At 40.3% G+C, this 26,809-nt stretch carries 20 protein-coding genes; 8 read left to right on the forward strand and 12 right to left on the reverse strand.

The window, feature by feature from the left end:
- The first annotated feature begins 85 nt into the window (after positions 1 to 85).
- Positions 86 to 2,656, forward strand: a complete 2,571-nt coding sequence (locus I6E78_RS01675; RefSeq protein WP_197181839.1) for a bifunctional diguanylate cyclase/phosphodiesterase — start codon at positions 86 to 88, stop codon at positions 2,654 to 2,656.
- A 5-nt stretch (positions 2,657 to 2,661) separates the two neighbouring features.
- Here I6E78_RS01675 and rep read toward each other — a convergent pair whose 3' ends face one another.
- On the reverse strand, positions 2,662 to 4,680 hold the full coding sequence (rep, locus tag I6E78_RS01680) for a DNA helicase Rep (protein ID WP_182683853.1): 2,019 nt from the start codon (positions 4,678 to 4,680) through the stop codon (positions 2,662 to 2,664).
- A gap of 163 nt (positions 4,681 to 4,843) precedes the next feature.
- Here rep and ubiK point away from each other — a divergent pair, with 163 nt between their 5' ends.
- Positions 4,844 to 5,107, forward strand: a complete 264-nt coding sequence (gene ubiK, locus I6E78_RS01685; RefSeq protein ID WP_086994730.1) for a ubiquinone biosynthesis accessory factor UbiK — start codon at positions 4,844 to 4,846, stop codon at positions 5,105 to 5,107.
- 241 nt (positions 5,108 to 5,348) lie between these two features.
- Here ubiK and I6E78_RS01690 read toward each other — a convergent pair whose 3' ends face one another.
- From I6E78_RS01690 to ilvG, 8 genes are all read right to left on the reverse strand, one after another.
- Positions 5,349 to 6,005, reverse strand: a complete 657-nt coding sequence (locus I6E78_RS01690; protein WP_086994733.1) for an NAD(P)H-binding protein — start codon at positions 6,003 to 6,005, stop codon at positions 5,349 to 5,351.
- Between the two features lie 8 nt (positions 6,006 to 6,013).
- Positions 6,014 to 6,673: a carbonate dehydratase gene (gene can / locus I6E78_RS01695; protein WP_086994736.1), complete on the reverse strand. Its 660-nt coding sequence runs from the start codon at positions 6,671 to 6,673 to the stop codon at positions 6,014 to 6,016.
- Positions 6,674 to 6,684: 11 nt separating this feature from the next.
- Positions 6,685 to 7,869, reverse strand: coding sequence for a methyltransferase (locus I6E78_RS01700; RefSeq protein ID WP_192532248.1), 1,185 nt, complete (start codon positions 7,867 to 7,869; stop codon positions 6,685 to 6,687).
- A gap of 61 nt (positions 7,870 to 7,930) precedes the next feature.
- The gene (locus tag I6E78_RS01705) at positions 7,931 to 8,959 is read right to left on the reverse strand and encodes an ABC transporter substrate-binding protein (protein ID WP_193039046.1); all 1,029 of its coding nucleotides are present in this window, start codon (positions 8,957 to 8,959) and stop codon (positions 7,931 to 7,933) included.
- A gap of 97 nt (positions 8,960 to 9,056) precedes the next feature.
- The gene (gene ilvA, locus I6E78_RS01710) at positions 9,057 to 10,610 is read right to left on the reverse strand and encodes a threonine ammonia-lyase, biosynthetic (RefSeq protein ID WP_086994742.1); all 1,554 of its coding nucleotides are present in this window, start codon (positions 10,608 to 10,610) and stop codon (positions 9,057 to 9,059) included.
- 2 nt (positions 10,611 to 10,612) lie between these two features.
- Positions 10,613 to 12,469 carry a dihydroxy-acid dehydratase gene (gene ilvD / locus I6E78_RS01715; protein ID WP_086994745.1) on the reverse strand — a complete coding sequence of 619 codons (1,857 nt, stop codon included), beginning with the start codon at positions 12,467 to 12,469 and terminating at the stop codon, positions 10,613 to 10,615.
- Between the two features lie 99 nt (positions 12,470 to 12,568).
- Entirely contained in the window at positions 12,569 to 12,811 is a 243-nt protein-coding gene (ilvM, locus tag I6E78_RS01720; protein WP_058374304.1) for an acetolactate synthase 2 small subunit, read from the reverse strand.
- Positions 12,808 to 14,457, reverse strand: a complete 1,650-nt coding sequence (ilvG, locus tag I6E78_RS01725) for an acetolactate synthase 2 catalytic subunit (protein WP_086994748.1) — start codon at positions 14,455 to 14,457, stop codon at positions 12,808 to 12,810. The genes ilvM and ilvG overlap by 4 nt, the downstream gene beginning before the upstream one ends.
- Before the next feature lie 540 nt (positions 14,458 to 14,997).
- On the opposite strand from ilvG, the gene I6E78_RS01730 reads away from it, so the two are divergent.
- From I6E78_RS01730 to I6E78_RS01755, 6 genes are all read left to right on the forward strand, one after another.
- The gene (locus tag I6E78_RS01730) at positions 14,998 to 16,668 is read left to right on the forward strand and encodes a phosphoethanolamine transferase (protein WP_197181840.1); all 1,671 of its coding nucleotides are present in this window, start codon (positions 14,998 to 15,000) and stop codon (positions 16,666 to 16,668) included.
- Entirely contained in the window at positions 16,665 to 17,036 is a 372-nt protein-coding gene (locus tag I6E78_RS01735) for a diacylglycerol kinase (protein WP_197181841.1), read from the forward strand. The genes I6E78_RS01730 and I6E78_RS01735 overlap by 4 nt, the downstream gene beginning before the upstream one ends.
- On the forward strand, positions 17,027 to 19,006 hold the full coding sequence (locus I6E78_RS01740; RefSeq protein ID WP_197181842.1) for an LTA synthase family protein: 1,980 nt from the start codon (positions 17,027 to 17,029) through the stop codon (positions 19,004 to 19,006). The genes I6E78_RS01735 and I6E78_RS01740 overlap by 10 nt, the downstream gene beginning before the upstream one ends.
- Before the next feature lie 63 nt (positions 19,007 to 19,069).
- Positions 19,070 to 19,744, forward strand: coding sequence for a response regulator transcription factor (locus I6E78_RS01745; protein WP_011329418.1), 675 nt, complete (start codon positions 19,070 to 19,072; stop codon positions 19,742 to 19,744).
- Positions 19,725 to 21,158: a sensor histidine kinase gene (locus I6E78_RS01750; RefSeq protein WP_011329419.1), complete on the forward strand. Its 1,434-nt coding sequence runs from the start codon at positions 19,725 to 19,727 to the stop codon at positions 21,156 to 21,158. Before I6E78_RS01745 ends, I6E78_RS01750 begins: the two co-directional genes overlap by 20 nt.
- Before the next feature lie 50 nt (positions 21,159 to 21,208).
- Positions 21,209 to 22,087, forward strand: a complete 879-nt coding sequence (locus I6E78_RS01755; RefSeq protein ID WP_011329420.1) for a TraB/GumN family protein — start codon at positions 21,209 to 21,211, stop codon at positions 22,085 to 22,087.
- A gap of 47 nt (positions 22,088 to 22,134) precedes the next feature.
- Here the strand turns inward: I6E78_RS01755 and I6E78_RS01760 are convergent, their stop codons facing one another.
- The 3 genes from I6E78_RS01760 to I6E78_RS01770 form a co-directional block, all read right to left on the reverse strand.
- Entirely contained in the window at positions 22,135 to 23,544 is a 1,410-nt protein-coding gene (locus I6E78_RS01760) for an ATP-binding cassette domain-containing protein (protein WP_086994763.1), read from the reverse strand.
- Positions 23,545 to 23,704: 160 nt separating this feature from the next.
- A complete protein-coding gene (locus I6E78_RS01765; protein WP_197181846.1) occupies positions 23,705 to 26,041 on the reverse strand; it encodes a fatty acid cis/trans isomerase in 2,337 nt (778 codons plus the stop codon).
- Entirely contained in the window at positions 26,041 to 26,403 is a 363-nt protein-coding gene (locus I6E78_RS01770; protein WP_182677586.1) for a hypothetical protein, read from the reverse strand. Before I6E78_RS01770 ends, I6E78_RS01765 begins: the two co-directional genes overlap by 1 nt.
- Positions 26,404 to 26,809: the final 406 nt, after the last annotated feature.

Here is a 26,809-nt window from a genome sequence, read left to right on the forward strand (position 1 = left end):
AACGAATATATACTTGACGCTAATAGTTAAAAATGAAATTATAAGCGCAATTAGTATACAATAAAAACACAGCTGGTTAACATCATTGGAAGATAAATTAACAGTACCTAGTAACTTAGCGCATCAAAATAAACGTCTTAAAGCGCTACTGAAAAAGTACAAGCATGCACATCATCTACAAAATGCCCTGATCCTATTATCAGAGCAAGCCAGCACGGTTGCAGAACTTACCTTACTCTATCCCGCTATACACGATATTTTGCAAAAGTACGTACCAAGCAAAAGTTTTTATGTTGTACTTTCCAACAGACACACAAACTTATTAGAACTTTCTTATTTTTCAGACGAAAAAGATGGTCTTGCTATTGCCCTTAATCAGCATAATAGTTTTAACGAAGGTGCAACTGGTTATGTATTTAAACAAGGTAAAACAACCTACTTTACTAAGCAACAAATGCAAGATGCTGCTAATAATGGTTTATTTAAAGCTTTAGGTACGCCTGCTGAGCACTGGATTGGCGTGCCTGTATTTCAAGAAAAAAGCATTATAGGCGTACTTGCAGCACAAAGTTACGACACAGAGCAAGGATACAGCCCTCAACAAATACAATTACTAGAGGTTATGTCGCTGTACTTAGCTACCGCAATAGAGCGAGTAAAAAAGCGCGAGCAACTCGAAGCCGAAGTTAAAATTCGCACCCAAGCACTTACACAAAGTAACGCAGCGCTTAACCTTGAAGTCGAACAACGTAAACGAGCCCTACAACGCCAGCAAATTTTATTTAAAATATCGGAGCTGGCAACACAAGCTAAAAATATTGATGATGTATATTTACAACTGCATGAAATTATAAAGTCGATAACCTATGCTGATAACCTTTATATTGCACTTTATAACAAAGATTCTGGCTGGCTAAGCTTTCCTTATTACGTAGATGAATTTAAAAAGAACCCTCAATCAAGGCGTTTTTCTAAAGGCTATAGTGAGCTGGTAATTAGCACCGAAGAAACTCAGCTTATACATCCCGATAGAGCAAAAGCGCTTATACAAGATGGCACAGTACAACGCACTTCACCTGTGCCTGAAAAGCAAATGGCTACTAGTTGGCTTGGCGCACCATTAAAAACATCACAAGGTGTTATTGGTTTAATTGTTTGCCAAGCGTATAACAATAAACATATTTTTAGCCAAGATGATTGCGAACTCATCACCTTTGTATCCCATCAAATTGCTACAGTATTACAAACAAAATTAGCTAATATCGCACTTAAAAAGAGTCATCAGGAGCTTGAGTTTCGGGTTGACGAAAAAACTAAAGAGTTACGCCAAGCTAACCTACATTTACAAATGCAAATTGATGAGCGAAAAAAAATAGAGCAGCAGCTTTATCACGACGCGCATCACGACTCGCTGACCGGTTTAGCTAACCGAAGCTTATTTTTAACTCAACTTGAAAAAACCCTGCAAGAATATCATCGCTTTGTAGAGCAACACTTTGCCGTATTATTTATTGATTTAGATAAGTTTAAAAGTATTAACGACCAACTTGGCCATCATGCCGGGGATCAGTTTTTAATTAGCGTGAGTAAGCTATTTTCGCAGTGTATTCGCGAGCACGACTTATTAGCGCGCTTAGGGGGGGATGAGTTTGTAATTTTATTGACTCATTTAACCGAGCCTCAACAAGCTGAAGATGTTGCTAATAGAATCATTAACTTAATGGCAGAACCATTTTGTTTTAAAGGCTCGTCACTGCAAAGTGGTGCAAGTATTGGTATAACTTACTCTAACCAAAGCTATAAAAATACGGATGAAATAATTCGTGATGCCGATGCTGCTATGTACTACGCTAAAAACTCAGGTAGAAACCGCTATGAGCTATTCCACCCGCTATTAACGCAAGCAATACCAGAGCAGCAATCACCAGTACTGCATTACCTTGAACAGCTACCGATGAACTTTAGAAGTTCTGAGATCATTACTCTTGATGAAAATTGCCAGTCTGAGTCATTGCTAGAAGCATTTGGCGAGCACCCTATATTGGGCTATACCAGTTTTGATATTCTAAAAAAGTTTGCCTGCGATAAAGAGCAACATCTTAATGTTGAACTTCAGCTACTGCAACAAGCATACACACAAACAAGTAACGCTAACTTAAACGTCGGCTTATTACCTTGCTCTAGTTTATTATTGGCCCATCCTGAGTTTAATTTATTTACTGATGCTTTGAGCCAATGCGAAAACAAAACACAGCTTTGCTTACTCTTTGACGAGCAAGAAATTCGTTATGCTAGTGCAACACAAATTGAAAATTTAAAGCAGTTATCTTTAAACGGCTACTCTATTGGGTTAAATAATTTTGCTAAAGATAAATGCGAGCTTAACTTACTTTGCGAAATTGATTTTGACTACCTACTACTAAGCTCGACGTTTAGTAAACGTATTTTGCAGCAAGCTAGCTACGACCTACAACTGCAGGGCGTACTTGCCATTACTAAAATTAAAAACACTAAAGTAATAGCAAAAGGCCCTGCTATATTAAATTTTAGAGCTCTATTAGATAAACACGGTCTAGGATTTTTTATCGGTAAACAGTCTGCACTTAACAGTAGCTTGCAACCCTCTATTAGTCACTCTGAATCACTGCAACGTTAACCAATTTATTCAGGTTTTTTAAGCATAGCGCGTAGATTAGCCACACGCGCCTGACCTTTTTCCATTCGCTCGGCTTGGCTATTAGGTGCTTTTTTATTCTCGAATGCTAAATCGTCTTGTGGTAGTTCTTGTACAAAACGACTGAGCTCTGTTTGTGATGTTTCGCCAAATTGACGACGTATTTTAGCATAAGTTAAGGTGAGCTCTTGTTGAGCTCGGGTGATCCCAACATACGCAAGGCGACGCTCTTCATCTACGTTGTCCTCATCAATACTTACCTGATGCGGTAGCAAGCCCTCTTCCATACCCACCATAAACACGTACGGATACTCTAGTCCCTTTGATGCATGCAAGGTTGATAACTGCACCGCGTCGGCTTCATCTTCTTCTTCGTTACGCTCTAACATATCGCGTAATGTAAGTTTGCTCACTACTTCGGCCAAGGTCATGGGCTCGTTATCGGCGTCGCCGGTTAGCATGTCGGTGATCCACCGATATAACTCCGATACGTTTTTCATCCGCATTTCAGCCGCTTTGGCACTAGGTGATGACTCGTATAAATACGCTTCGTAGTTAATGTTACGCACTAAATCTTTAACCGCTTCTAGGGTATCACCGCGCACCGCGTTGTCTGATAGCTCCACAACCCAACGTGCAAACCCAGTAAGTGCGTTCAAACCACGCCCTTTTAGCCTATAACCTAGGTCATTATCAAAACAGGTAGCAAATAAACTCATGTGCTTTTCATTTGCGAGCGTACCCAGCTTTTCAAGTGTCACCGTGCCTATTTCGCGCCGTGGCGTATTTACTATACGTAAAAATGCATTGTCATCGTCTTGATTAACCAGCAACCGTAAGTAGGCCATAATATCTTTAATTTCTGAGCGCGAAAAAAACGACATACCACCGCTAATTTTGTATGGAATACGGTTACTCATTAACGATTTTTCAAAGCCTCGCGCTTGGTGATTACCACGATATAAAATAGCGTAATCTTTGTAGCTAGTACGTTTCATAAACTTATGCGAAATAATTTCAGCCACTACGCGCTCAGACTCATGCTCTTCATCACGACAACCAATTACTTTTATTGGCTCACCATAACCGAGCTCACTAAACAGCTTTTTTTCAATGTCGTGCGGGTTGTTAGCAATTAATATATTAGCCGCTTTTAGTATTCGCCCTGCACTACGGTAGTTTTGCTCCAGCTTAATAAGTCTAAGCCCGGGGAAGTCTTTACTTAATAACACTAAGTTTTGCGGACGCGCACCGCGCCATGAATATATCGATTGATCGTCATCGCCTACCACAGTAAAGCGGGCGCGTTCACCTACTAACAGCTTAACAAGTTGGTATTGGCTGGTATTGGTATCTTGGTACTCATCCACCAGCAAGTATTTAAAGCGTTGCTGCCAGCGCATCCGTGAGGTGGCATTATTAGTAAGGAGCAAAGTAGGGATCATTATTAAGTCATCAAAATCTAGTGCATTGTAAGCACGTAACTGGTTTTGATAGCGACCATAAAGCTGTGCAAATAATGCTTTTTGTGGCTCTCGCGCTTCGCGGATTGCTTGCTCTGGTAAAATTAATTCGTTTTTCCAGCTACCAATTGCCATTTTTAATAGCTTGAGTAGGTCTTTATCATTTTTAAGTTCGTCTTCGGTTAAATCATTTAATAACTGGTTGGTATCTTGATCGTCAAATAGCGAAAAACCCGGCTTAAAGCCCAGTGTACTAAGTTCTTTTTTGATAATTTCTAAACCCAGCGTATGAAATGTAGATACCCAAAGCCCTTTGGCATCTTGCTTGCCAAGTGTTTGTAAAACACGCTCACGCATCTCTTTAGCAGCTTTATTGGTAAAAGTAACCGCGGCAATATTACGCGCTTTATACTCACACTGTTTCACTAAATATGCGATTTTATTAGTAATAACACGCGTTTTACCAGAGCCAGCTCCAGCAAGCACTAAGCATGGCCCACTAATATATTTTACCGCTTCATCTTGTTTAGGATTGAGTTTCATAACGACCAAAGAGATTTAAAAAGACGGGCAATTTTAACGTAACCATTACAGCGAGCATAGCAATTGCACTAATTAATTCGATAAAGATCAACCTGTGTTAAATACACTGGCTATAAGGTAATATTAGTTATTATAAATTCTGGGCAACAGCCAAGGGACGAACATGATTAATCCAGCAAAACTTGAAGAAATTGCAAAGCAAATCACTAGTAATATGCCACAAGGCGTAAAAAACTTAGCCGATACACTCGAAGGTAAAACCAAACAAGTTTTACAAAACAAGCTTGCTGAGATGGACTTTGTAAGTCGTGAAGAGTTTGATGTACAAAGCCAAGTACTGATCCGTACACGCGAAAAGCTAACTGAGCTTGAAGCTAAAGTTGCACTGTTAGAGCAACAACTTAGCACTCAGCCAAATGCTGAATAATATATACGCTTAAAGTAAAAAAGCAGCCAAGGCTGCTTTTTTGTTTTGTAATAGTGCTAATTAATTAAATAACTTAAACTCTAGTTAAGGAATTTACTAACATATTGAATTATAATTATATTTATTTTCTCTAGCCAGAAGTTTTCAGTGAAAACAAGGCGAATTTACGCGTCAATAGCTGGCCTATTGCAAGTAAATTCAACGCAGTTAGCGCTGAAAATAGCTGCTTGAGATAGATTTATTATCCGGAGCTCAGGTTAAATAGCTCATCAAGTACATAGTAAGCTAAATTGCTCTGCTGCGCGCAACTCACAACCAGCATTTTTTGCGCTACTTGCTCCCCAGTTATTGGTTTATAGCGTTTTAAAAGTGGCAGACGAGTTATAATGGGTAAAATAACACTGCCAATTTTCTCAGCCACTCTAAACTGCTTACGGTTACCTAATAATAACGACGGCTGAAAAATACTGATACGTGCAAAAGGCAGTTGCTTAACCTGCTGCTCTAGTTGCCCCTTCATTTTTAAATAAGGGCTAGTGCTGTGCGCATTTGCACCACTTGATGACACCAAGCAGTAATGTTGCACACCATTACTTGCGGCTAATTGCGCGGCAATAAATTGATAATCAAAATCAACTCTTCGCTGCGCCGCAATTGAGCCGGCTTGCTTTTTAGTAGTACCTAAACAAGAAAAAAACACATCGCCTTTAAATAATGCAGCATATTGAGTTAACTCATCAAACTCAATTATATGATTAACGAGTTTTGGATGACGTATGCTTAGCGCACGACGGCTTAAGGCAATTACATTAGAAAAATACGCGCTTTGTAGTAACTTTTTTAATAACTCATTTCCTACTAACCCTGTTGCACCTATAATTACCGCCGTTTTTGTCATCGCTTTAATTATCCATGGTCAAGTTTTGAAAACACGTGTTGCACGGCTTTTTTATAAGTGTCGGCTTCTTCTGATGCACAAGTTACTACTGACTCTAGGTCATGTAGGTGGCCATTTTCTAGGCCGTAAACCCAACCATGAATCGATAAACTTTGTCCACGTGCCCATGCGTCTTGTACTATATTAGTACGCGCTACATTACGTACCTGCTCAATTACATTAAGCTCTATTAAACGGCTTAAACGCTCTTTTTCAGGCACTGCATTTAATTGCTCTAGGTGCTTCTCTTTTACATCACCAACATGGCGCAGCCAATTATCAATAAAGCCAAAGCGGGCTTCATCTAGTACTGCTTGTACACCACCACAACCATAATGCCCCACCACCATAATATGTTTAACTTTTAATACTTCAACAGCATATTGCATTACCGATAAACAGTTATGATCTGTATGTACAACTACGTTTGCTACGTTACGATGTACAAATAGCTCACCTGGGAGTAAATCTACAATTTGATTGGCTGGCACGCGGGAGTCGGAACAACCAATCCATAAGTACTCTGGATTTTGCTGCATTGATAGTATTTTAAAAAAGTCAGGATCCGCTTTACTAGTGCGATCTGCCCAACGTTTATTATTGTCGAATAAATTTTTTAGCTTTCTCATTGCATCTCTTTTCAGTTCGAAGACGGGTAATTTGCCAAGATCAAAATATTGCGCGGTGTTAACTGTTTTGCGCAAAACGTTTTAATACTGACTTGATAGCCTTGCTGCTGTAAATATAAAGCACGATCGAGCACAAGCCAAACTTCTATTGCTCTTCTGAACACATGTCGAACCAGTTCAATACGATCTGTTACTTTTATTTTGTCCTGCCCAATAAGTAAAAACTCATTATAATCAATCTCTTGTGGCAACTTTAACGACTTTTTGTCTGCAGCCCATGCACAAAACGATTTAAATGAATCTGAAAACACCGCCTTGTTAACCGACGGCACACTGACGTAATGTTGCTCATTAGTAATCGATTTTCGCAGGGCATCAAACCCGAGTCGCCATGCAACTTCAGTGTTACGCACTTTAACTATGCGTGAAGGCGCGGTGACCATTTCTTGAAGTGCGAGCTTTAAGTCGCGATGAGTTAAGTTAAGGAGACTTTGTTGTGCAAGCGTACTCATTGCTAGGTAATTATCTGGGGTAAATAAATGATAACAACAAGGAGAAAAACTAATGTTAGAGACTTTAGCTACACTGGCCTGCTGCATAAAAGCTTGATGTAAACCGCCGCAAGCATGTAAAGCGACTGCGTGCATATCGGCTTTAAAAAAAGCAGTAATGTCATCCTTCAATACATCAGCTTGGCTAAAGTGCATAGCTAAGCCTTGCTGCTTTGCACTGTGCTGCCCTTGCTCACATAATTGCGATTGCAGCTCTATACTGTGCACGCTTTTAGCACCATTAAACGCTAGCATACGCCCGAGGTGTCCTTTACCCGCGCACCATTCTAAAACAGGCTTGGTACTACTGGGTAAAGCCGCTACAAAATCTTGCAGCTGCTGAAACTTCCGCCCTTTTATACCGTTACTAAGCCAAAACGGATAGTCACTGCGCGTTAAGTTCGCTGTTGGTAACTCACACAAATTTACCAGCTGTTCAAGTTGCTCAATATGCGGCTCAAAAAATTGATATAACTGTTCTTCATTGCCATCTAATTGGGCAACTTCTTCATCCGTTAAATTATTTAAAGGCTCTTGTAGCTCAGGCCAAGGTAGTGCATCAAAATCAAATGCCGTACATTGCCAATATTGGCGATTACGCATAAGGAGAGAATCAAGTGCAGAAAACTGCTCAGCTAAGGTCATATCAACTTAAAATAAATAAACACAATTAATTATAGCAGCTCAGCCCACTGTCATTAAGTGGTTATTTTTTGAAGATTAAACGTAAATACAGCGGGATAGAAATAATGCTGATAATAATTGCTGCCAGTAACATCCATGAAAGCTGTAATCTTTCGGGCTCCTGATACTTATATATAAAACTAGCTTTTACTTTGTCAAAATCACTTTGTTCAACACCATATAAATCAGCTATTAAGCGCCACTTTGCCATCGACATATTACCTAGGTGAGTACTGGGTACTGTAACATAGCCTTTTAATACCTCGGCTTCATAAGCTAGCTGATGGGGGCTTTTATGCGGTGCATATTGCTGAGTTACTGCTATCGCTTCATCCATATTCATCATTGCATAACGCCAGCCTTTAAGACTTGCCTGATAAAAGCTTTCTACTGTTTGCGGGTGGTTTTTAAGCATACTTTGGCTAGTAAACAAAATATCGGCATACAGATCCATACCGTACCTTTGCGGACAAATAAGTCTGTGGGCAATTCCTTGTTGCGCCATGTAATAAGGTAGGTCGGTTACATACACTTGCATTGCATCTACTTTATTGTCAATCCATGCGCGGGTCGGATTATCACCTTCATAATGGGCTAAGCGGTCGGTATTAATGCCACTGCGCTGGAGCATAATTAATAACTCAGTATTCTCTCTTTTACCGCTGGTAGTGACTCGTTTAGTAATAAAGTCTCGTGCATGAAAAATATCAGAGCTGTCTTTAACCATCCAACAATAAGGGGAAAACTGCAATATAGCAGCCATTGCCACTAAAGGTTTACCGGCAATGCGTTGCTGTAAAACACCAGAATGACCAATGCCAAACTGCACCTCACCTTGTGCTACTGCATCAAAACTGTCGAGCATACTTAACTTGGCAGGGAGTATATTTACATCCAGCCCGACCTCTTTATAAAAGCCTTTATGCTTGGCCATATAATAGCCGGAAAATTGAAATTGATGAGTCCATTTTAATTGCAATGTAACCGGTTCTTGCGCCTGCAGCTGGCAACAAAAAAGCCCTAAAACAATGATTAGTCCTTTAATTAGCAACGAGTTCCCCTCAAAGCATATTATTATTTATTGATAATAATATGTAAAAAACATGATAAAGCAAGCACCTCAACGAGGTGCTTGTTAATAAAGAGGGTTATGCCGAAGCGAGTTTATCGACGTTTTTGCCCTGAGGCTGCGAGGTTAAAAACTGGGTAAAACACGGGTTATTTGTTTCATCTTGTACGTTATAGCCTAAGCGATTTAAGTGCTCATTAAACACATCAAATTGGCTTGGTTCAATTGCAAAACCTGCTAATACATTCCCCGTAGAGCCACCATGATTACGATAATGAAATAAAGTAATATTCCAATTACTGCCTAAGGTATCTAAAAAGCGTGCTAATGCGCCCGGGTATTCAGGAAACTCAAACTGTAATAAACGTTCATGTAATTGCTCAGGTGCTTTACCTCCAACCATATAACGCACATGTAACTTAGCGAGTTCGTTATCCGATAGGTCGCAAAATTGATAATTGTTATTGGTTAGATCTCGCTTTAACTCTTCTAGCTCTTGTAACCCTTGACGTAGCGCAATACCTACAAATATTTGCGCATCGCCGGGCCCTGCATAACGATAATTAAACTCGGTAATAGCGCGCCCACCTAACGAGGCACAAAATTGTTTAAAACTGCCTTTTTCTTCATTAATGGTAACGGCTAATAGCGCTTCGTTTTTTTCGCCAAGTGCGGTGCGCTCTGCTACATAACGTAAGCGATCAAAATTTAAATTAGCTCCTGAAAGCACGGCAGCTAAATGCAGCCCTTTTAACCCCGATTGCTGACTCCACTTTTTCAGCCCGGCAGTGGCAAGTGCGCCTGAGGGCTCGGCAATGGCACGCGTAGATACAAAAATATCTTGCATGGCGGCGCATATCTCATCGCTGCTTACGGTAACTACGTCGTCGCAAAACTTTTGCGCTAATCTAAACGTTTCAGTGCCAATAATTTTAACCGCCACACCATCGGCAAAACTACCAACTCTATCAAGCTCTACTGGTTTACCCGCTTTTAGTGCGGCTTGTAAGCAGGCACTTTCGTCGGCTTCTACCCCTATTACTTTAATATCAGGGCGCAGTGATTTTATATATACCGCCATACCAGCAAGCAAACCGCCGCCGCCAACGGGAATAAATACCGCATCAAGCTCGTTTAACTGCTGCATTAGCTCACGGGCTACTGTGCCTTGGCCTACAATTACGTCTGGGTCGTCAAATGGCGGGACAAATATACCGTTGCGTTGCTCTGTAAGTTCTAGTGCATGGGCTTTAGCTGCATCAAAATGATGACCATGTAATACTACTTCACCACCAAGTGCACGCACTGCACTTACTTTTATTTCTGGGGTAGTTACTGGCATAACTATAGTTGCCTGATGCCCTAAATGTGAGGCACTCAGCGCCACACCTTGAGCATGATTTCCCGCAGATGCAGTAATCACTACTGAGCCTTTAGGCAGCTTGTTAAGTTTATTAAATGCACCACGTAATTTAAATGAGTACACCGGCTGCTGGTCTTCGCGTTTTAGCCACACATGGTTGCCCAGCTTAGTACTGAGTTCGGCCATTTTGCTAACCTCAGTTACTTTAGCCAGCGGCTCCATGTTTGCTTGAATAATTGCACGAAAATAATCGAGTTCTTGAGAAACCATAATTAACTAAGCTCCTCTAGTTTGGCTAAATCGCGCACTGCACCTTTATCGGCACTGGTAGCAAGTAGCGCATATGCTTTAAGCGCAGATGATACATAACGCTGACGATCAAGCGGTTTATAAGCCTGCTTGCCACGCGCTAGCTGTTTTTGTTTACGAGCTTCGAGCTCTGCATCGCTAAGCGCTAAAGTAATTTCGCGAGTAGCAATATCAATAATTATTTTATCGCCGTTTTCAACGTAGGCAATCGCACCACCACTAGCCGCTTCTGGTGATACATGGCCAATTGATAAGCCTGATGTGCCGCCAGAAAAACGACCATCAGTGATCAAGGCACATTTTTCTGCTAAGCCTTTTGACTTTAAGTAACTGGTTGGATAAAGCATTTCTTGCATTCCAGGCCCGCCTTTTGGCCCTTCATAACGAATAACCACTACATCGCCGGCTTTTACTTCGTCGTTTAAAATACCTTCTACCGAATCATCTTGCGACTCATACACCACGGCAGTACCTTCAAAATGTAGCATGTCATCAACTACACCCGCGCTCTTTACAACACAGCCATCAACCGCTAAATTGCCCGACAGTACGGCTAAACCACCATCTTGACGAAAAGCGTGTTCAACACTACGAATACAACCATGTTCGCGGTCGTTATCGCCCTCATCCCAACGGCATTCTTGGCTCATTGCTTTAGTAGTGCGAATACCCGCAGGGCCTGCACGATAAAATTTGCGAGCAGCTTCGTTAGTTGGGTCTGTTGCATCCCACTTTTTAACTAGCTCAGCCATTGTTGACCCAGCGACATGATTTACCGACATATCAACTAAGCCTGCTTTACCCAACTCACGTACAATTGCCATCATGCCACCAGCGCGGTGTACATCTTCAATATGATATTCTGGCGTAGCGGGTGCTACTTTACATAAAAAGGGCGTTTTACGAGATAGTGCATCAATGTGCGACATATCAAAATCAACACCTGCCTCTTGCGCCGCAGCAAGTAAATGTAATACCGTATTTGACGAGCCGCCCATGGCTATATCTACTACCATGGCGTTCATAAAGGCTGTTTTGTTAGCAATCGCGCGTGGCAATACTTCTTGGTTATCTTTTTGGTAATACTCGCGGCACAAATCAACAATGCGTGCGCCCGCTTCAACATATAATTGTTTACGGTCTTTATGCGTTGCTAGCGTAGTACCGTTACCCGGTAGTGCTAAACCAATGGCTTCAAGTAAACAGTTCATAGAATTGGCAGTAAACATGCCTGAACACGAACCACATGTAGGACATGCTGAGCGCTCCACTTGCTCTGAATCTGCATCACTTACCGACTCATCTGCACCTTTAACCATGGCGTCTACCAAATCGAGTTTAATATCGATATTAGCAAGTTTAGTTTTACCGGCTTCCATCGGACCACCCGATACAAATATAACCGGAATATTTAAACGCAACGCTGCAAGCATCATTCCTGGGGTAATTTTGTCGCAGTTTGAAATACAAATCATCGCATCGGCGCAGTGGCCATTAACCATGTACTCAACCGAGTCGGCAATTAGGTCGCGTGATGGCAGTGAATACAACATGCCACCATGGCCCATAGCAATACCATCATCTATCGCTATGGTGTTAAATTCTTTTGGCACGCCACCCGCTTGGGTAATGGTTTCAGCCATCAGTTCGCTCAGCTGATTAAGGTGCACATGCCCAGGTACAAATTGTGTAAATGAGTTTACAACCGCAATAATCGGCTTTCCGAAATCGCTATCTGTCATTCCTGTTGCACGCCATAATGCACGAGCACCTGCACGTTTTCGACCTTCGGTTGTTGTTGCACTTCTTAATTTTGCCATGGTTACCTCTGTTTTGCTGCTTTATAAGCAAGCATTCCTCATTCTTAGTTATTGAGTAAGTTTATTAACCCACTCTGCAATTGTTTACTGCGCGCACACTTAAACCGCTTGTTGCTGTAAATTTTGTAAAGTAACGGCTTTTACGTCCACCAGCTTATTTAGCTGACTGGTTAATAAGTGAATTGGCTTATCGCTGTCTACCGTCATGGTTACATGGTATTGGCCATCGTCTATATTGAGTTGAAAATGGGTTAAGTCAAAACCACGATGACGTACTACGCGTAAAAAACGCTCTACAGCAATACTTTGATTTTTTAAGGCGATTGTTAAACTATGTTTCATTGTGCTTTCCCCGTCATCATTTCATCGTTAGCTGCACCTGGTGGTACTAGCGGCCATACATTTTCTTTATTATCAATACAGGCATGTACTATGTATGGACCTTTACTATTAACCAGTGCGGTTATTGCATCGTCAACTTGATTAGCATGGGTTATGGTTTGCCCTGGTATACCAAATACCGCTGCTAGCTGCACAAAGTCTGGATTATCTGAAAGGTCAGTTTCTGAGTAGCGCTCTTCAAAAAACAGCTCCTGCCATTGACGTACCATACCTAAGCGTTGGTTATCTAAAATAAGTATTTTTACTGGTAAATTATTACGACGAATTGTTGCCAACTCTTGAATGTTCATCATGATAGAGCCATCACCAGATACCGTAATAACAAAGTCATCGGGGCGCGCTACTTGTGCACCAATTGCCGCAGGTAAACCAAAGCCCATAGTGCCTGCACCACCACTACTTAAGTGATTACTGGGATGATTAAATTTCATATGCTGGGCCACCCACATTTGGTGCTGACCTACATCGCAGCACACGACACCCGTTTTAGGCATACGTTGGCTAAGTTGATTAAGTAAATAGGGTGCAAATACCTTGTCGCCCGGATAGTCGTAACGCCATGCATATTTAACCATCATTGCCTTGTTATAATCGCACCATGCTTGCGGAGTTACAAAACACTCTAATGCAGGTAAGGACGTTTTTAAGTCAGCAATTAAAGAAGCTTTTGCTGGTTTACGCTTACCGACTTCTGCGGCGTCTATGTCTAAATGAATTACTTTAGCGTTTGCAGCAAACTTTGCTAAGTTGCCGGTAACACGGTCATCAAACCGCGCCCCAATACACACTAGTACATCGCATTCTTGCACCGCTAAGTTAGCAGCTTGGCCGCCGTGCATACCTAGCATACCTAAGTAATACTCGTAATCGGGTAACACACTGCCCAGCGCTTTAAGTGTGGCAACCGCTGGCATGTGGGTTTTATTTAAAAACTGCATCAACTGGGCTTGTGCATCCGCTGATTGCACTCCACCACCTACATAAGCAACCGGCTGTTTAGCTTCACTAAGCAGTTGATTAGCAATAGCAACTTGCTTTAAATCAAGTTCTGGTAAGTACTCGTCTGCTGCTAGCCAAGGCTGAAATGGCACTTGCGCCATTTGAATGTCTTTTGGGATATCTACGAGTACAGGCCCTGGGCGACCGCTTTGCGCTAAGTGCATGGCCTCTTGCAGTATTTCGGCTAAGTCTTCGGCTCGCTCTACCATGTAACTGTGCTTAGTACACGACAGCGACATACCTAACACATCTATCTCCTGAAAGGCATCTGAACCAATCGCTGCGGTAGGCACTTGCCCGGTAATTGCTAATAATGGCACTGAGTCCATCATCGCATCGGCAAGAGCAGTAATTAAGTTAGTGGCACCAGGGCCTGACGTTGCAAAACACACTCCTAATTTACCCGTACTACGAGCAAAACCTACTGCCGCAAAGCCTGCACCTTGCTCATGCCGAGTAAGGTAGTGCTTGACTGGCGCGCCATACAAGGCATCGTAAATTGGCATAATAGCTCCGCCTGGGTAGCCAAATACTTCTTTTACGCCGTGTTTGGCTAATAAATCTATTGTTAATTCTGCGCCTGTCATTAATAAAACCCTCATTCCTCAGTGACAATTCAATCACATATTTTGCCGCTAAAACCAAAAAGCCCCCCGAACGGTTAAGTGCGGAGGGCTTTTAAATGCTTAAGTTTTTTAAAGCACTACGAAGCCCTCGCGGGAATAATCACCACGATAATAATCAGGACTAGGTTTAGTGCGTTTGCAAGCATGTAATTAATACCAAATGTTGTTAAATTATCGCAAAGGTTATTCCTTTGCTCTCTTTTTATATTAATACCGTGCTGAGCCCTTTAAGTCAACATCAAATTCAATTCAAATAAAAGACAAATAAGCAATTTAAGTGGTTTTAATATTCACTATAATTACCTGCTATGGTTTTTTTATGTGAATAGTTAAGCGCTATAAATTCCCTATTCTAATATGCCCTTTTTATGGTTTGATTAATTTTTAATAATACTCTGGGAATAAATTTATTTTACCCCCTCAGGAAATGCGTAGCTTCTCTTAAGCAGTTCTTAAGTGTTGTTGCATAACATGGCGCTGTTGTTTTAAACGAGCCTAAATATGCATTCACTTAGTCCTATATCTACACAGCAAAAACTTAATCGTGGTAAACGGTTTTACATTCACTGTAGCGCCAACGCTTTTGTAGTAATGATTGCCTGCTACTATTGCTTGGTTATAAATATTCCATTCATTCATGGCTCTTTTAGCGCCATTACTTCTTTAGCTTCTTTTTCGTGGCTATTTTTATTTTCAGTACCGCTATTACTACTCTGCCTGCTAATTATATTTTTTTCGATAGTGTCGGTTCGGTGGCTATTAAAGCCACTTAATTACTTTTTATTGGTTATTTCCAGTGCAGTACTTTACGGCACCTTAAATTATGGCGTGGTGTTTGATTATTCTATGATCCAAAACACCTTCGAAACTGATTCAAGCGAAGCATTAAGCTATTTAAATCCGCAGCTTATTGGCTTTTTACTGCTGTTTTGTGCCCTGCCTGTTTTTGTTTTAAGCAAAATAAAAATACACTTTACCCGCCCTCACCAAGAAATACTTAGCCGTGTAAAGCTAGTTGTAGCGTGTTTGGCGCTTATAGTATTGGTGGTTACAAACTTTTATGCCGACTATGCTGCAACGGGCCGCAATAACCGCATTTTGAAAAAAGAAATTATTCCATTTCAGTATCTCTCTAGCGGCTATAAATATATGCGCGATCAGCTGCTGTATACCAATATGGAATTTAAAAATATAGATGCTGCACCTACCCTAATTGCGCCTAATACCAGTAGCGTAACCGTAATAGTGGTTGGTGAAACTGCACGAGCAGAAAACTTTGCTTATCAAGGTTATAAACGTAACACCAATTTTTATACCCAAAAACACGGCGTTACTTACTTTAATAATGTGGCATCTTGCGGCACGGCTACAGCGGTATCTGTACCTTGTATGTTTTCGTTGCAAACACAAACAAACTTTGATCGACTCGAAGCCGACAGCCAGCAAAACTTGATTGATTTGGCCCAGCACGCAGGCAGTGATGTACTCTGGGTTGATAACAACAGCGGCTGTAAAGACGTATGTACGCGAGTAGTTACTATCGACATACCTACAACAAAATCTACTTTATGTGATGGTAAGTACTGTTTTGATGAAGCGCTATTAGCTCCACTTAAACACAAACTGGCTAATTTAACCCAAGCTAACACCGTTATCGTACTGCATATGATGGGCTCGCACGGGCCAACTTACTTTAAACGCTACCCTGAACAATTTAAACAATTTACCCCAACCTGCGACAGAAGCGATATTCAAAATTGCTCATTTGATGAATTAGTTAATACCTACGACAACACCATTGCGTACAGCGACTTTGTTAACGCCCAAGTAATTGAGCAATTAAAAACGCTGCCAAACAATATAGATAAGCAATTTTTATATGTGTCAGATCATGGTGAATCTCTTGGCGAGGGCGGTGCTTATTTACATGGCTTTCCGTATAGCTTTGCGCCTAGCACACAAACCCACGTACCACTATATATGTGGGCTGATGAGCATAATCAGCGCATTACCAATACCTGCTTAGCTAATTTAGACACCAATGCTGCACGCTCACACAACAATATTTTCCACACCCTTTTAAATTTAATTGGCATTAACAGCAAAACGTATCAGGCATCGCTTGATCTACTTGCGAGCTGCCAAACAACACCAAGCGAAATACAACTATGAGCAATAAAACCGTTATAAAACGCCAAGGCTTAATGCGCCTTATTTTTACCTTAAGCCATTCTTTTAACGGCTTAAAATGGATGAGTCGATTTGAAGCGGCGTTTCAACAAGAGTTAGCACTGTTTTCGTTACTTGGTGTGTTTGTGTATCTGCAAGAAATTGCACTAAGCGATAAATTACTACTTATAGCCAGCCTGCTTTTTGTATTGTTTGCTGAACTAGTAAATACGGCAGTTGAGGTTGTAGTTGATAGGATTGGCAGCGAACACCATGAGCTTTCGGGTCTCGCTAAAGATATAGCCTCTGCCAGTGTGTTTATAGCCATGTTAATTGCCGCACTTATTTGGTGGGCTGTATTATGGGCTTAAAGCTAAATTTTATACCTAAAATAACGGGGCTAATAGTTAAAGTAATACCTCAGGTGAAAAATGCACTTGGCCCGGTATGGATTTTTGTTGTATTTGCTGTTTTAGCCCTTGGCTTTTTAACACTTGCTCGCTTTGGTTTAAGTGTATGGCAAGGGGAGCGTGTATTTGGATCGCATGCGTGGTTTTCTATATTTGTAGGTGGTTTAAGAGTTGATATAGCCACTTTAAGCTACATTATTATGCCCGTATTGCTACTTACTTTACTGATGCAAAGCGTAGGTTGGCAAAATAAAATACGCAGCCTAATTAAAATTTACTTAGTGGGTATGTCTGCTTTACTCGTTTTTTTTGAAGTGATTACCCCTACATTTATAAACGAGTATGATTTACGCCCAAACCGCTTATTTATAGAGTATTTAATTTACCCTAAAGAAGTCTCTAAAATGATTCTTTCGGGCTATAAATTAGAAATACTTATTGCTGTTATAGCACTTATTTTAAGCTGCAAATTTGCAAGTAAAGTATTTAGCCATCAATGGCAAAGTAAGTCGTCACTAACAAGGTTAAATCAATCAATTTTAGCGTTAGTTTTAGTGTGCTTAACTATTTTAGGCGCGCGTAATTCATTAGGGCACAGACCACTTAACCCAGCCATGGTATCGTTTTCGACCGATCACTTACTTAACGACTTAACCCTTAACTCACTTTATAGCGTAGCATTTGCGGTAAAGCAGCTCTCTAATGAGCAATCTAGCCAAGATTATTACGGAAAAATGCCAGCAGATGAACTGCTCAGTATAGTGCGCAATAATATGCAAGATAGCCAAGCCACATTTACTGATAAAAGTGCGCCAACAAACACCTTTCATACCGCAACGAATAACACTAAACCAAAAAACCTAGTCATTATTTTACAAGAAAGCTTAGGGGCACGCTATGTAGGCACACTTGGCGGTTTACCACTTACACCTAATATTGACGCACTTTATCAGCAAGGTTGGGGGTTTGATAATTTATATGCCACAGGCACGCGCTCGGTGCGTGGTATTGAAGCGATAATTACAGGCTTTACGCCTACACCTTCGCGTGCAGTTGTTAAGCTTGATAAATCACAACGTGACTTTTTTACTATCGCTGACTTTTTAGCGAAGCAAAATTATAACACCCAATTTATTTATGGCGGCGAAAGCCACTTTGATAACATGCGAAGCTTCTTTTTAGGTAATGGCTTTAAAGATATTGTAGATACAAATAACTTTAATAAAATAGACTTTAATGGCTCGTGGGGCGCATCAGACGAAGACTTATACGACCAAGCTGATATCGAACTCACTAAACTTAAAAAACAAAATAAACCATTTTTAAGTCTTATATTTTCCAGCTCCAACCATAGCCCGTATGAATTTCCTGACGATAAAATAACCCTGTACGACAAACAAAAACAAACCCGCAATAATGCGGCAAAATACGCTGACTACGCGCTAGGTACATTTATTGAAAAAGCTAAAAAGTCGAGCTACTGGGACGATACGGTATTTATTGTAATAGCCGATCACGACTCGCGTGTATCAGGCGCTAGCTTGGTGCCAATTGATCACTTTAGAATTCCAGCGGTTATTTTTGGTAAAGACATTGCCCATAAACGCGATAATCAACTAGCCAGCCAACTCGATATTCCCGTTACTTTACTATCTTTAATTGGCGTAAGTGGCAAACACCCTATGATAGGCCATGATTTATCAAAACCTATTAGCGACAACAAACAACGCGCAATGATGCAATACGACAAAAACTTTGCCTATATGCACGACAATAAAGTGGTGGTGCTACAACCGCAAAAACCAGCAACCACCTATACGTATAGTAATAATCAGCTTGTGCCATGTAAAAACGATGAGCAACTGATTAAAAAAGCCCTAGCCCATGCCAACCTAGGTAACTTAGCTTATACAAATGGTTGGTATCATTAACAAAGTGACTTGATAATAAAGCCTTGTTAAAGTAACAAGGCTATTTTTACAAATCGAGCAAAGATGAACATCCTCGTTATTGAAGACTCAGAAGCACTAAGGCGCAGCCTGCAAGTAGGCCTTGGCAACCTTGGTTTTACCGTAGATGAAACCGGTGACGGCTCAGAAGGATTAAGCATGGCACTTAGTGGAAACTACGACCTAATATTACTTGATTTAATGCTACCGAGTGTAGATGGCATGAGTATTTTGCAAGCATTGCGCAGCAGTAATAACCAAAGCCGTGTACTTATTTTATCTGCTCGTAGTGAGCCGCAAGATAAAATAAATGGCCTTATGAAAGGGGCTGACGATTATTTAACTAAGCCGTTTTCGTTTGAAGAACTTCACGCTCGCGTGCTTGCGCTACTTCGCCGTGGTTCACTGCAAAACCAACAAAATACGCTTACCGTAGGTGACTGTGTATTAGATCTTTCGCTAAAAACACTTCATTACCAGCAACATGCCATTGAACTCACTCGTAATGAATACAAAATAATAGAGTGCTTATTTAATGCCCCCGAGCGAGTATTAGGGCTGGAGCTTATAAGTGAAGCGGTGGTCGGTCAGTTCGATATGCTCTCTAAAAATGCGCTTGAAGCACATATATCAACCATACGTAAAAAAGTAAGACAGTTTGATGGCGAACTCCCTATAAAAAATAAACGTGGGTTTGGTTATGTCGCAACAACAAAGTAAAAGTCACTCAATAAAACGTAAACTCGTTAATAATATTAGCGCGGTGATCTCCGTTATATTATTCACTATATTTTTAACTGTTGATTTAAGTGTAGATTCTTGGGTAGAGGAGCAGTTTAATCAATCCCTCACTAATAAAGCTAACTACTTAAAAACCTTAGTAGAGGATGACAACGGTAAAGTTGAGTTTGAATTTTCGGGTAAATTCATGTCGGAATACGAACAAGCCGACGCCAGTGAGTTTTACCAATTATGGCATGGCAGCGAGGTGTTTGAGCGCTCTCAATCGTTACAACTGTATAAAAACACTCAACTGCCTTTTTTAGAACTACCTATAAACGAATCTAAAATAATTGATTACGACTTACCTAACGGACAAAGCGGCCGAGTACTTATAAGCCACTTTGTTGCTAAAAAAGATATTAGAAACACCAACGCATCAGCTACTATTAACAGTATGACCCTGGCAATAGCAGCCCCAACGGCCGAGCTTAATAAAGTACTGATCATTATTGATGTGGTGTTTATTCTCACCTGTGTGATTGGTGTATTTGGCGTGCGCTACTTGGTTACACGCATTGTAAATAAAGGGCTATTTCCGCTACACAACCTGAACGAGCAAATAAAACTTCTCGATATTACAACCGTGGCACAAACTATAGAAAGCGACTTTAAAGTAGAAGAAATAGAGCCTATACGCAATGAACTCAATAAATTCATTACTACTAATCAGCAGCTTTATAGTAATGAAAAACGCCTTACCAGCGATATAGCGCACGAGCTTAAAACTCCCATTGCAGAGCTAATAAGCTTATCCGAGGTCGCACTTAAATACCCAGATGACAAGCGTATTAGCGATACCTATACCAGTGACGTACTCAGTATTTCTGAGCGTATGAAAACCATTGTAAACAACCTGCTCTTATTGCAGCGCTCAACTAGCAGCATAGAATTAAACGCGCAAACTATCGTTTTAAATAATTTGCTCAAACAAACAATTAATGAGCTAACCTTTAAACACCCTAATATTGCCACCCGTATAAATAATACTATTGCAAATAATGTAACCATTATTGCTGACGAGTTTAGCCTTAATACTATTTTATGTAATTTAATAGATAACGCGTTATTTTATGGTTTAACGCAGCACAACATCGAATTAAGTGCCGTAAGTAACCCAAAATCCACTATCATTTCATTAAGTAATAAAGTGGCTACAGTATTGAGCGAACAACAATTACAAGCTATTTTCGACCCGCTTTATCAGCTAGATTCATCTAGAACTAATAACCACCGTCACGGTTTAGGGTTATCTATTGTGCAGAGCTTATGTAACTTAAATGGCTTTACTATTACGGCTAGTAATACCGAAAACAATACGCTAACGTTTATATTAACGCTGCCCTCCGGGTAAATTTAGGTTAGTATTTACACTACTAATTTTTGAGATTTTAAGGACAAACCATGAATGCTCTTACTCGTATTAGCCACTTTTTTATTGTGGCGTTACTTATAACATTTAGCCTTAACAGCTATGCTGCTCCTGCGTTATACAAAATAGAAAAAAACGGAGTTAATTCCTATTTATTTGGCACTGTGCACGTAGGCGACGCCAGCATGCAAGGCTTGCCTAAAAATGTAACTGATGCAATTGATGCAAGCTCTCAAGTTATTGTAGAGGTAGATATAAACAAACTAACGCCACTGCAAATGCAGCAGCGCTCTATGCCATTCATGCTACTAAAAAACGGTAAAACATTGCAAACTGAGCTCTCTGCAGAAAATTACAATAAACTTAAAGATTATTTTGCCAAAAAGTCGATTGATGTGGCTATGTTTAATGGCTTAAAGCCATGGGCGGTAATGGTAACTATGATGCAAATTGAGTTTCAAAATGCCGGTTATTCAGATAAAACAGGTATTGATAAGCAAGTACTCGCTTACGCCAAAAATAAAGATATTAAAGTAGGGGAGCTGGAGACTCTTGAACAACAACTACAAATGTTTGATGGTATGGAATTATTAAGTAATGAAATGATTGCAGAAACCTTTGAGCAGCTTGCCGACATTAATACCTACTTTATTAAGCTAGTTGATGCCTGGAAAAATGGCGATATGCAAACTCTAACCAATTATTACAATACTAGTTTTGATGATAGTAATTACGGTGAAATTAGTGAGCAAGTAATGCTCATTAACCGCAACAACAACTGGATTAAACAACTAACACCACGTTTAGTAAACGAGCAACTATTTATTGCCGTCGGCGCACTGCACTTACCTGAACAACACGGCTTACTTAAACAATTAAAAGATAAAGGTTTTAACGTTACTCGTCTTTAAAATAAAAAATAGGTTGAGTGATTTTTCATTCAACCTTTCTCTCAGTTTTAATTAAAATCTTCCATTTTTAAGTAATTCTCTATACCGTTAATTTTATCTGCCGCATGATGGTTTACATAAATTACCGTGCTGCTGCCTGCGGCGCATATTTTTTCAATCAATAATAGCACTCGCTGTCGGTTTGCCTCATCTAACCCTAAACAGGGCTCGTCTAAAATAAGCAAGGTTGGGTGCTTAACCATAGCGCGGGCAATAAGTAACAACCGCTGATCGCCATACGATAACTGAGTAAACGAGGTATTATATTGCTCCTCCAAACCTATTAACGCGAGCCATTGTTTGGCAATATTAATTTGTGCATCACTTGGGGTTTGATACAAACCTATACTGTCGTAAAAGCCAGAAACAATAGTATTTAATGCCGAAATACTCACCCTATAATCCATGTGTAGCGCATTCGATATAAAGCCAATATGTTGCTTTATATCCCAAATACTCTCCCCCGTGCCACGCTTAAAGCCAAACACTTCAATATTGTTGTTATAACACTGCGGATTATCGCCAGTAATTAAATTTAATAAGCAGGTTTTACCTGAGCCATTTTTACCACTTAACTGCCAATGCTGATGTTTATTAATAGTCCAATCAAGCCCTGTAAAAATACTCAAACCACTATAACTTACACTTGCTTGGCTTAGCTTTACCAAGGTATTGCCCGTAAACACCCCTTGAACTTGCGCGCTATCTCGCTCTGGAATATTCAGTTGGCTGTGCTCTAAGTGCAGTAACTTGAGTAAATCGGCTACTTGCTCTGCATTTGGATGCGCTAAAATAGACTGTAAACACCCTTGATTTACATAACCATAATGAGTAATAAAAGCAGGAATTTCGTCTACACGATTCACTACAAACACAAAACTAATATATTCACTTAATTGCGCCAAAATGACATTAAGCGCAGTACTCGACTCTACATCAAGCCCGTCAAAGGGTTCATCAAGCACCACTAAATTAGGCCGCGAACTCAGCGCTTTAATTAATAATAACTTTCGAGTTTCACCGGTTGAAAGCTCCCTAAAATGACGAGCTAGTAATTTATCAAAGTCTAATATGTTAATTAAACGCTGCGCCAAATCGACATCATAATTGGCTGTACCCAATAGCAGCTCTTTCACTGAGCTTTGTTTGTCATTTTTTAGTTCTTTATTAATAAGCTGTTTTTGCGCATCAGATGAAACCAATTGCACAGCATCTATACTGCAACTGCGCTTACCACTACTGTGCTTAGCTTCGCCAGCTAACGCAGCAGTAATAGCTGACTTGCCGGCACCATTAGCGCCAAGTAACAACCAATGCTCGCCTTGGTTAACCTGCCAACTTAGGTCATTGATATGGTAACGACTTTGCCCTTGGCCTTGTAAATAGCCACTAAATGCTTGAAGCTGAATTGACTGCACTGTTTACTCTTATTATTTATTCTACTTAATTTAAATTACCGCAAAGTTAAACTTCGAAGCAACCGCTATTTCCTGCACTGTAAATTATTTCAAGTAATAAACAGCAAGCAATAAAAAAGCCCAGCAACTTAGTGCTGGGCTTGCGTTTAGTTCATTAAAACTAGCGGTTTTCTAAGCGATTATAGTCAAACATACCGTATTCAACACCACGATACTGCTTAGCAGCCCGATGTAAAATGTCGCTATACTGCCAAAATTGTGGATGAGTACGGCGAATGCCAAACTTAGATTTTAACGCACGATAATCAGCTTCAATTTGCATCAGTGGTAACTGCTCTGCAAATGCTGCAACTTGCTGTTGATTATTTAAATACCAAATAGCACTTGGATAATCCCCAATAAAACCAGGAACTAGAGTGACAGTATCTTCATCAAAAGCTCGCTGACCTTCTTCGTTAAGTAAGCTAGAGATATTGTAATGTGCGTTATGATGAATAATGGTATACGCTTTATGGCTATTGTCTGTTTGCTTAACCAATACATAAGATACAGGTGGCAATAAGTTAATTGCCTTAACAGGCATAGTATTAATACTTGCTAACGGCCCAGAAACGCTAGTGTAATCGTAATGCTCACTAAGTACGGGCGATAATGCCGTTTTAATTAAGCCATAAAGCTCATGTTGCGGATCATCGGTTTTATAAACTATTCCGCTAGGTTGGCTAAACTCTTGGTTACTTTTAAAGAACTTAGATAAGCTAGGCGGTGACTTACGATACCAACTACTTTTAATTTGCTCTCGTTTATCTTCAGGTAATAAGCCAAGAAAGTTACCCTCTCCCTCTAAACGTAAAAAATCCATATATAAACGTGTAACGAGTTGGTGCCCTACATTGCCGTATACATCAAATCCAGCAACCAATAAATAGTGAATGCGCTCAAATAAAGCATAATCAAGCACCCACATAGTTTTAGGCTCTTGTCCAATTAAGCCTTTCACAACCGTAGCACTGTCTGAGTGACGAAATACAGTTAACGCAGCATTTTTATTAACACCATCACCTTTCCACAATAAATTAGTGGTTAAGTGATCGCCATTTTTAAACAGCTCATTAGCCAGCTCAACTTTAGCTTTTAAGTAACGTTTTTCGCGCACCGAATATTTAATCCAGCTTTTAATCGCTAATGCGTTACTTTCTTCAGCGGCAGGTAGCTCAAGCGCATCTTCGTGCTGAATCAGCATTTCACCTACAGCAGGAGTAGCCACTTTTTTAGGATCAGCAAATGCAACCCAAAAATGATCATTTATGACGTTAAGTGCAATTTGCCCACGACAAACCGGCCCTTTAATAAAGCCCATAATTATTAACTCAGCTTCATCAAGCATAAACTGATATTTTGAGTCGATTGGAATCACTTCATAGGTTTTAAAAGGATTAGAGGCAGCCTTTGGCTCATAGCTTGGCATGCTCGCTACCGTATATTCAGGCTCTATAAACTGCTGATATAAACGCGTTAGCTTTGCATCATTTAATTTAAGTGGCAAATGTGTTTTTGACAAAATAGTTGAGCGTTCATGCATCATTCGATAGTAAACACGTTCAACATTAGGATCATCATAAGGACGACGTGTGCTAATGAGTTTAATATCTTCACCGGGTGGTGTACTTGAGCGCACTAATTTAAAAAAGGTTTGCGTGTTTTCTGGAGTGAAATAGATATTTGCTAAAAACCAATGCTCGTAAATATAACGCGCAGAAAGCTGATACTTTAAACTATCTTGATTTAAAAATGCTTCCCAACGCTTAATTTGTTGTAGCTCAAACGCTGTTGCCGGTGCAATATTGGCCATTTTACCACCGTTTTTCAGCCAATTTTGTAAGTGCTTAAATTCCTCACGCGATACGCCTGGCAAACCATAAGGCATACCACCATGTGGTTGATCATCCGCCAACCTATCAAACTCTCCCATAGTGGCACAGGTTTGAGAGCGACTTAACGAAAAATCAAAATCATCATCATCAAGTACTTCATTGTTAGCAATATCAGAGCTTTGCTTTAGCACTAAGCTATTAAATAACACACTGCCTGCTAAGTTTGCTTCTATGCTTTGCTCGCGCTCATTTAGCACCGGCGAAAAACCTTTATCACGCCATTGCTGGGTATTATCTGCATCAAACAACAAACGGCTCGGTGTAGTGGCTAATAAACGCGTACCATCATAGACCAGCTCTTTACTTAAACCTCTATCAATGCCTTCGGGAGATGAGAGCTTAAGCTGACATGGTGCATCGTAGCAACCGTGGCAAACTACACAGCGTGTATCAAGCACTGGCTTTACATTTTGTAAAAAATCAGCCCCCTCAATTGTACTATGTAAAACCATACGATCTTGTGTTTGCTCAGGGCCAAATAAATCATTGTAATGAGCATTACCTAAATACGCACAGCCACTTAAAATAATCAGTATTAGCGTACTTATTACGACTTTTCTCATCATTCGTCCTCATCGCCTAAATCAAACGTAGGCATCATATCCATTTGTGGAGAAACAAATGTTTGTTGATCTGCTGTAATCAGTACTGCACTTAATAATGGCCCGCGGGTTAAAGTTAATTGTGCATCATGCTGTTGCTCTGCAATATCTGCCAGCTCAGGATTAATTATGGTTAGCTGATAGCTCTCAACACTAATTGCTATACTGCTGTCTTCACTAGGGTTTTGACATAGTTGAGTCAGTAATTCGTCATCAAGTGGCAGTGAAATTTCAAAGTCAGGTTGCTCTAAATCTCTGTCACTTAAAGTGTCATCAAAAAGAAATAAAGGAAGGGTTAAAGTGCTATCTTGTTCAAATTCCATTGTGCTGATCTCTCAATACGGCTATGCAGGCTATTTATAAAACGATTATAGCAAATAATAAGATCAAAAATTAGCGAAAGTTATCAACAGTAACTACGCCTATGTGCTGTATTTAGTGATAAAAAACGAATAACTACATTATCAATTCAATCATACTCACAAGTTAAGTTTAACCTTATTCGCCGGTGGTGATGTTTTTTGTGATTTTAGTGTCGGGTGTCGCTACGCTCGCCCAACCTACGCGGGAGACTTGTGTACATTATTCACCCACATTTCACTTTTCTACAGACGTAAAAAAGCCCGAATCGTTAAATTCGGGCTTTCTACAATTTGGAGCCTGGCAATGTCCTACTTTCACATAGCAAATGCTACACTATCATCGGCGCTGTTTCGTTTCACTACTGAG

The organism is Pseudoalteromonas sp. NZS127 (genome assembly GCF_015864805.1).
Classification (GTDB): Bacteria; Pseudomonadota; Gammaproteobacteria; order Enterobacterales; family Alteromonadaceae; genus Pseudoalteromonas; species Pseudoalteromonas nigrifaciens.

Excerpts from the sequence above, each read along its gene's own strand:
- rep (WP_182683853.1), bottom strand. The coding sequence starts at position 4,680 with ATGAAACTCAATCCTAAACAAGATGAAGCGGTAAAATATATTAGTGGG.
- ubiK (WP_086994730.1), top strand. The coding sequence starts at position 4,844 with ATGATTAATCCAGCAAAACTTGAAGAAATTGCAAAGCAAATCACTAGT.
- I6E78_RS01690 (WP_086994733.1), bottom strand. The coding sequence starts at position 6,005 with ATGACAAAAACGGCGGTAATTATAGGTGCAACAGGGTTAGTAGGAAAT.
- can (WP_086994736.1), bottom strand. The coding sequence starts at position 6,673 with ATGAGAAAGCTAAAAAATTTATTCGACAATAATAAACGTTGGGCAGAT.
- I6E78_RS01700 (WP_192532248.1), bottom strand. The coding sequence starts at position 7,869 with ATGACCTTAGCTGAGCAGTTTTCTGCACTTGATTCTCTCCTTATGCGT.
- ilvA (WP_086994742.1), bottom strand. The coding sequence starts at position 10,610 with ATGGTTTCTCAAGAACTCGATTATTTTCGTGCAATTATTCAAGCAAAC.
- ilvD (WP_086994745.1), bottom strand. The coding sequence starts at position 12,469 with ATGGCAAAATTAAGAAGTGCAACAACAACCGAAGGTCGAAAACGTGCA.
- ilvM (WP_058374304.1), bottom strand. The coding sequence starts at position 12,811 with ATGAAACATAGTTTAACAATCGCCTTAAAAAATCAAAGTATTGCTGTA.
- ilvG (WP_086994748.1), bottom strand. The coding sequence starts at position 14,457 with ATGACAGGCGCAGAATTAACAATAGATTTATTAGCCAAACACGGCGTA.
- I6E78_RS01730 (WP_197181840.1), top strand. The coding sequence starts at position 14,998 with ATGCATTCACTTAGTCCTATATCTACACAGCAAAAACTTAATCGTGGT.
- I6E78_RS01735 (WP_197181841.1), top strand. The coding sequence starts at position 16,665 with ATGAGCAATAAAACCGTTATAAAACGCCAAGGCTTAATGCGCCTTATT.
- I6E78_RS01740 (WP_197181842.1), top strand. The coding sequence starts at position 17,027 with ATGGGCTTAAAGCTAAATTTTATACCTAAAATAACGGGGCTAATAGTT.
- I6E78_RS01745 (WP_011329418.1), top strand. The coding sequence starts at position 19,070 with ATGAACATCCTCGTTATTGAAGACTCAGAAGCACTAAGGCGCAGCCTG.
- I6E78_RS01750 (WP_011329419.1), top strand. The coding sequence starts at position 19,725 with ATGTCGCAACAACAAAGTAAAAGTCACTCAATAAAACGTAAACTCGTT.
- I6E78_RS01755 (WP_011329420.1), top strand. The coding sequence starts at position 21,209 with ATGAATGCTCTTACTCGTATTAGCCACTTTTTTATTGTGGCGTTACTT.
- I6E78_RS01765 (WP_197181846.1), bottom strand. The coding sequence starts at position 26,041 with ATGAGAAAAGTCGTAATAAGTACGCTAATACTGATTATTTTAAGTGGC.
- I6E78_RS01770 (WP_182677586.1), bottom strand. The coding sequence starts at position 26,403 with ATGGAATTTGAACAAGATAGCACTTTAACCCTTCCTTTATTTCTTTTT.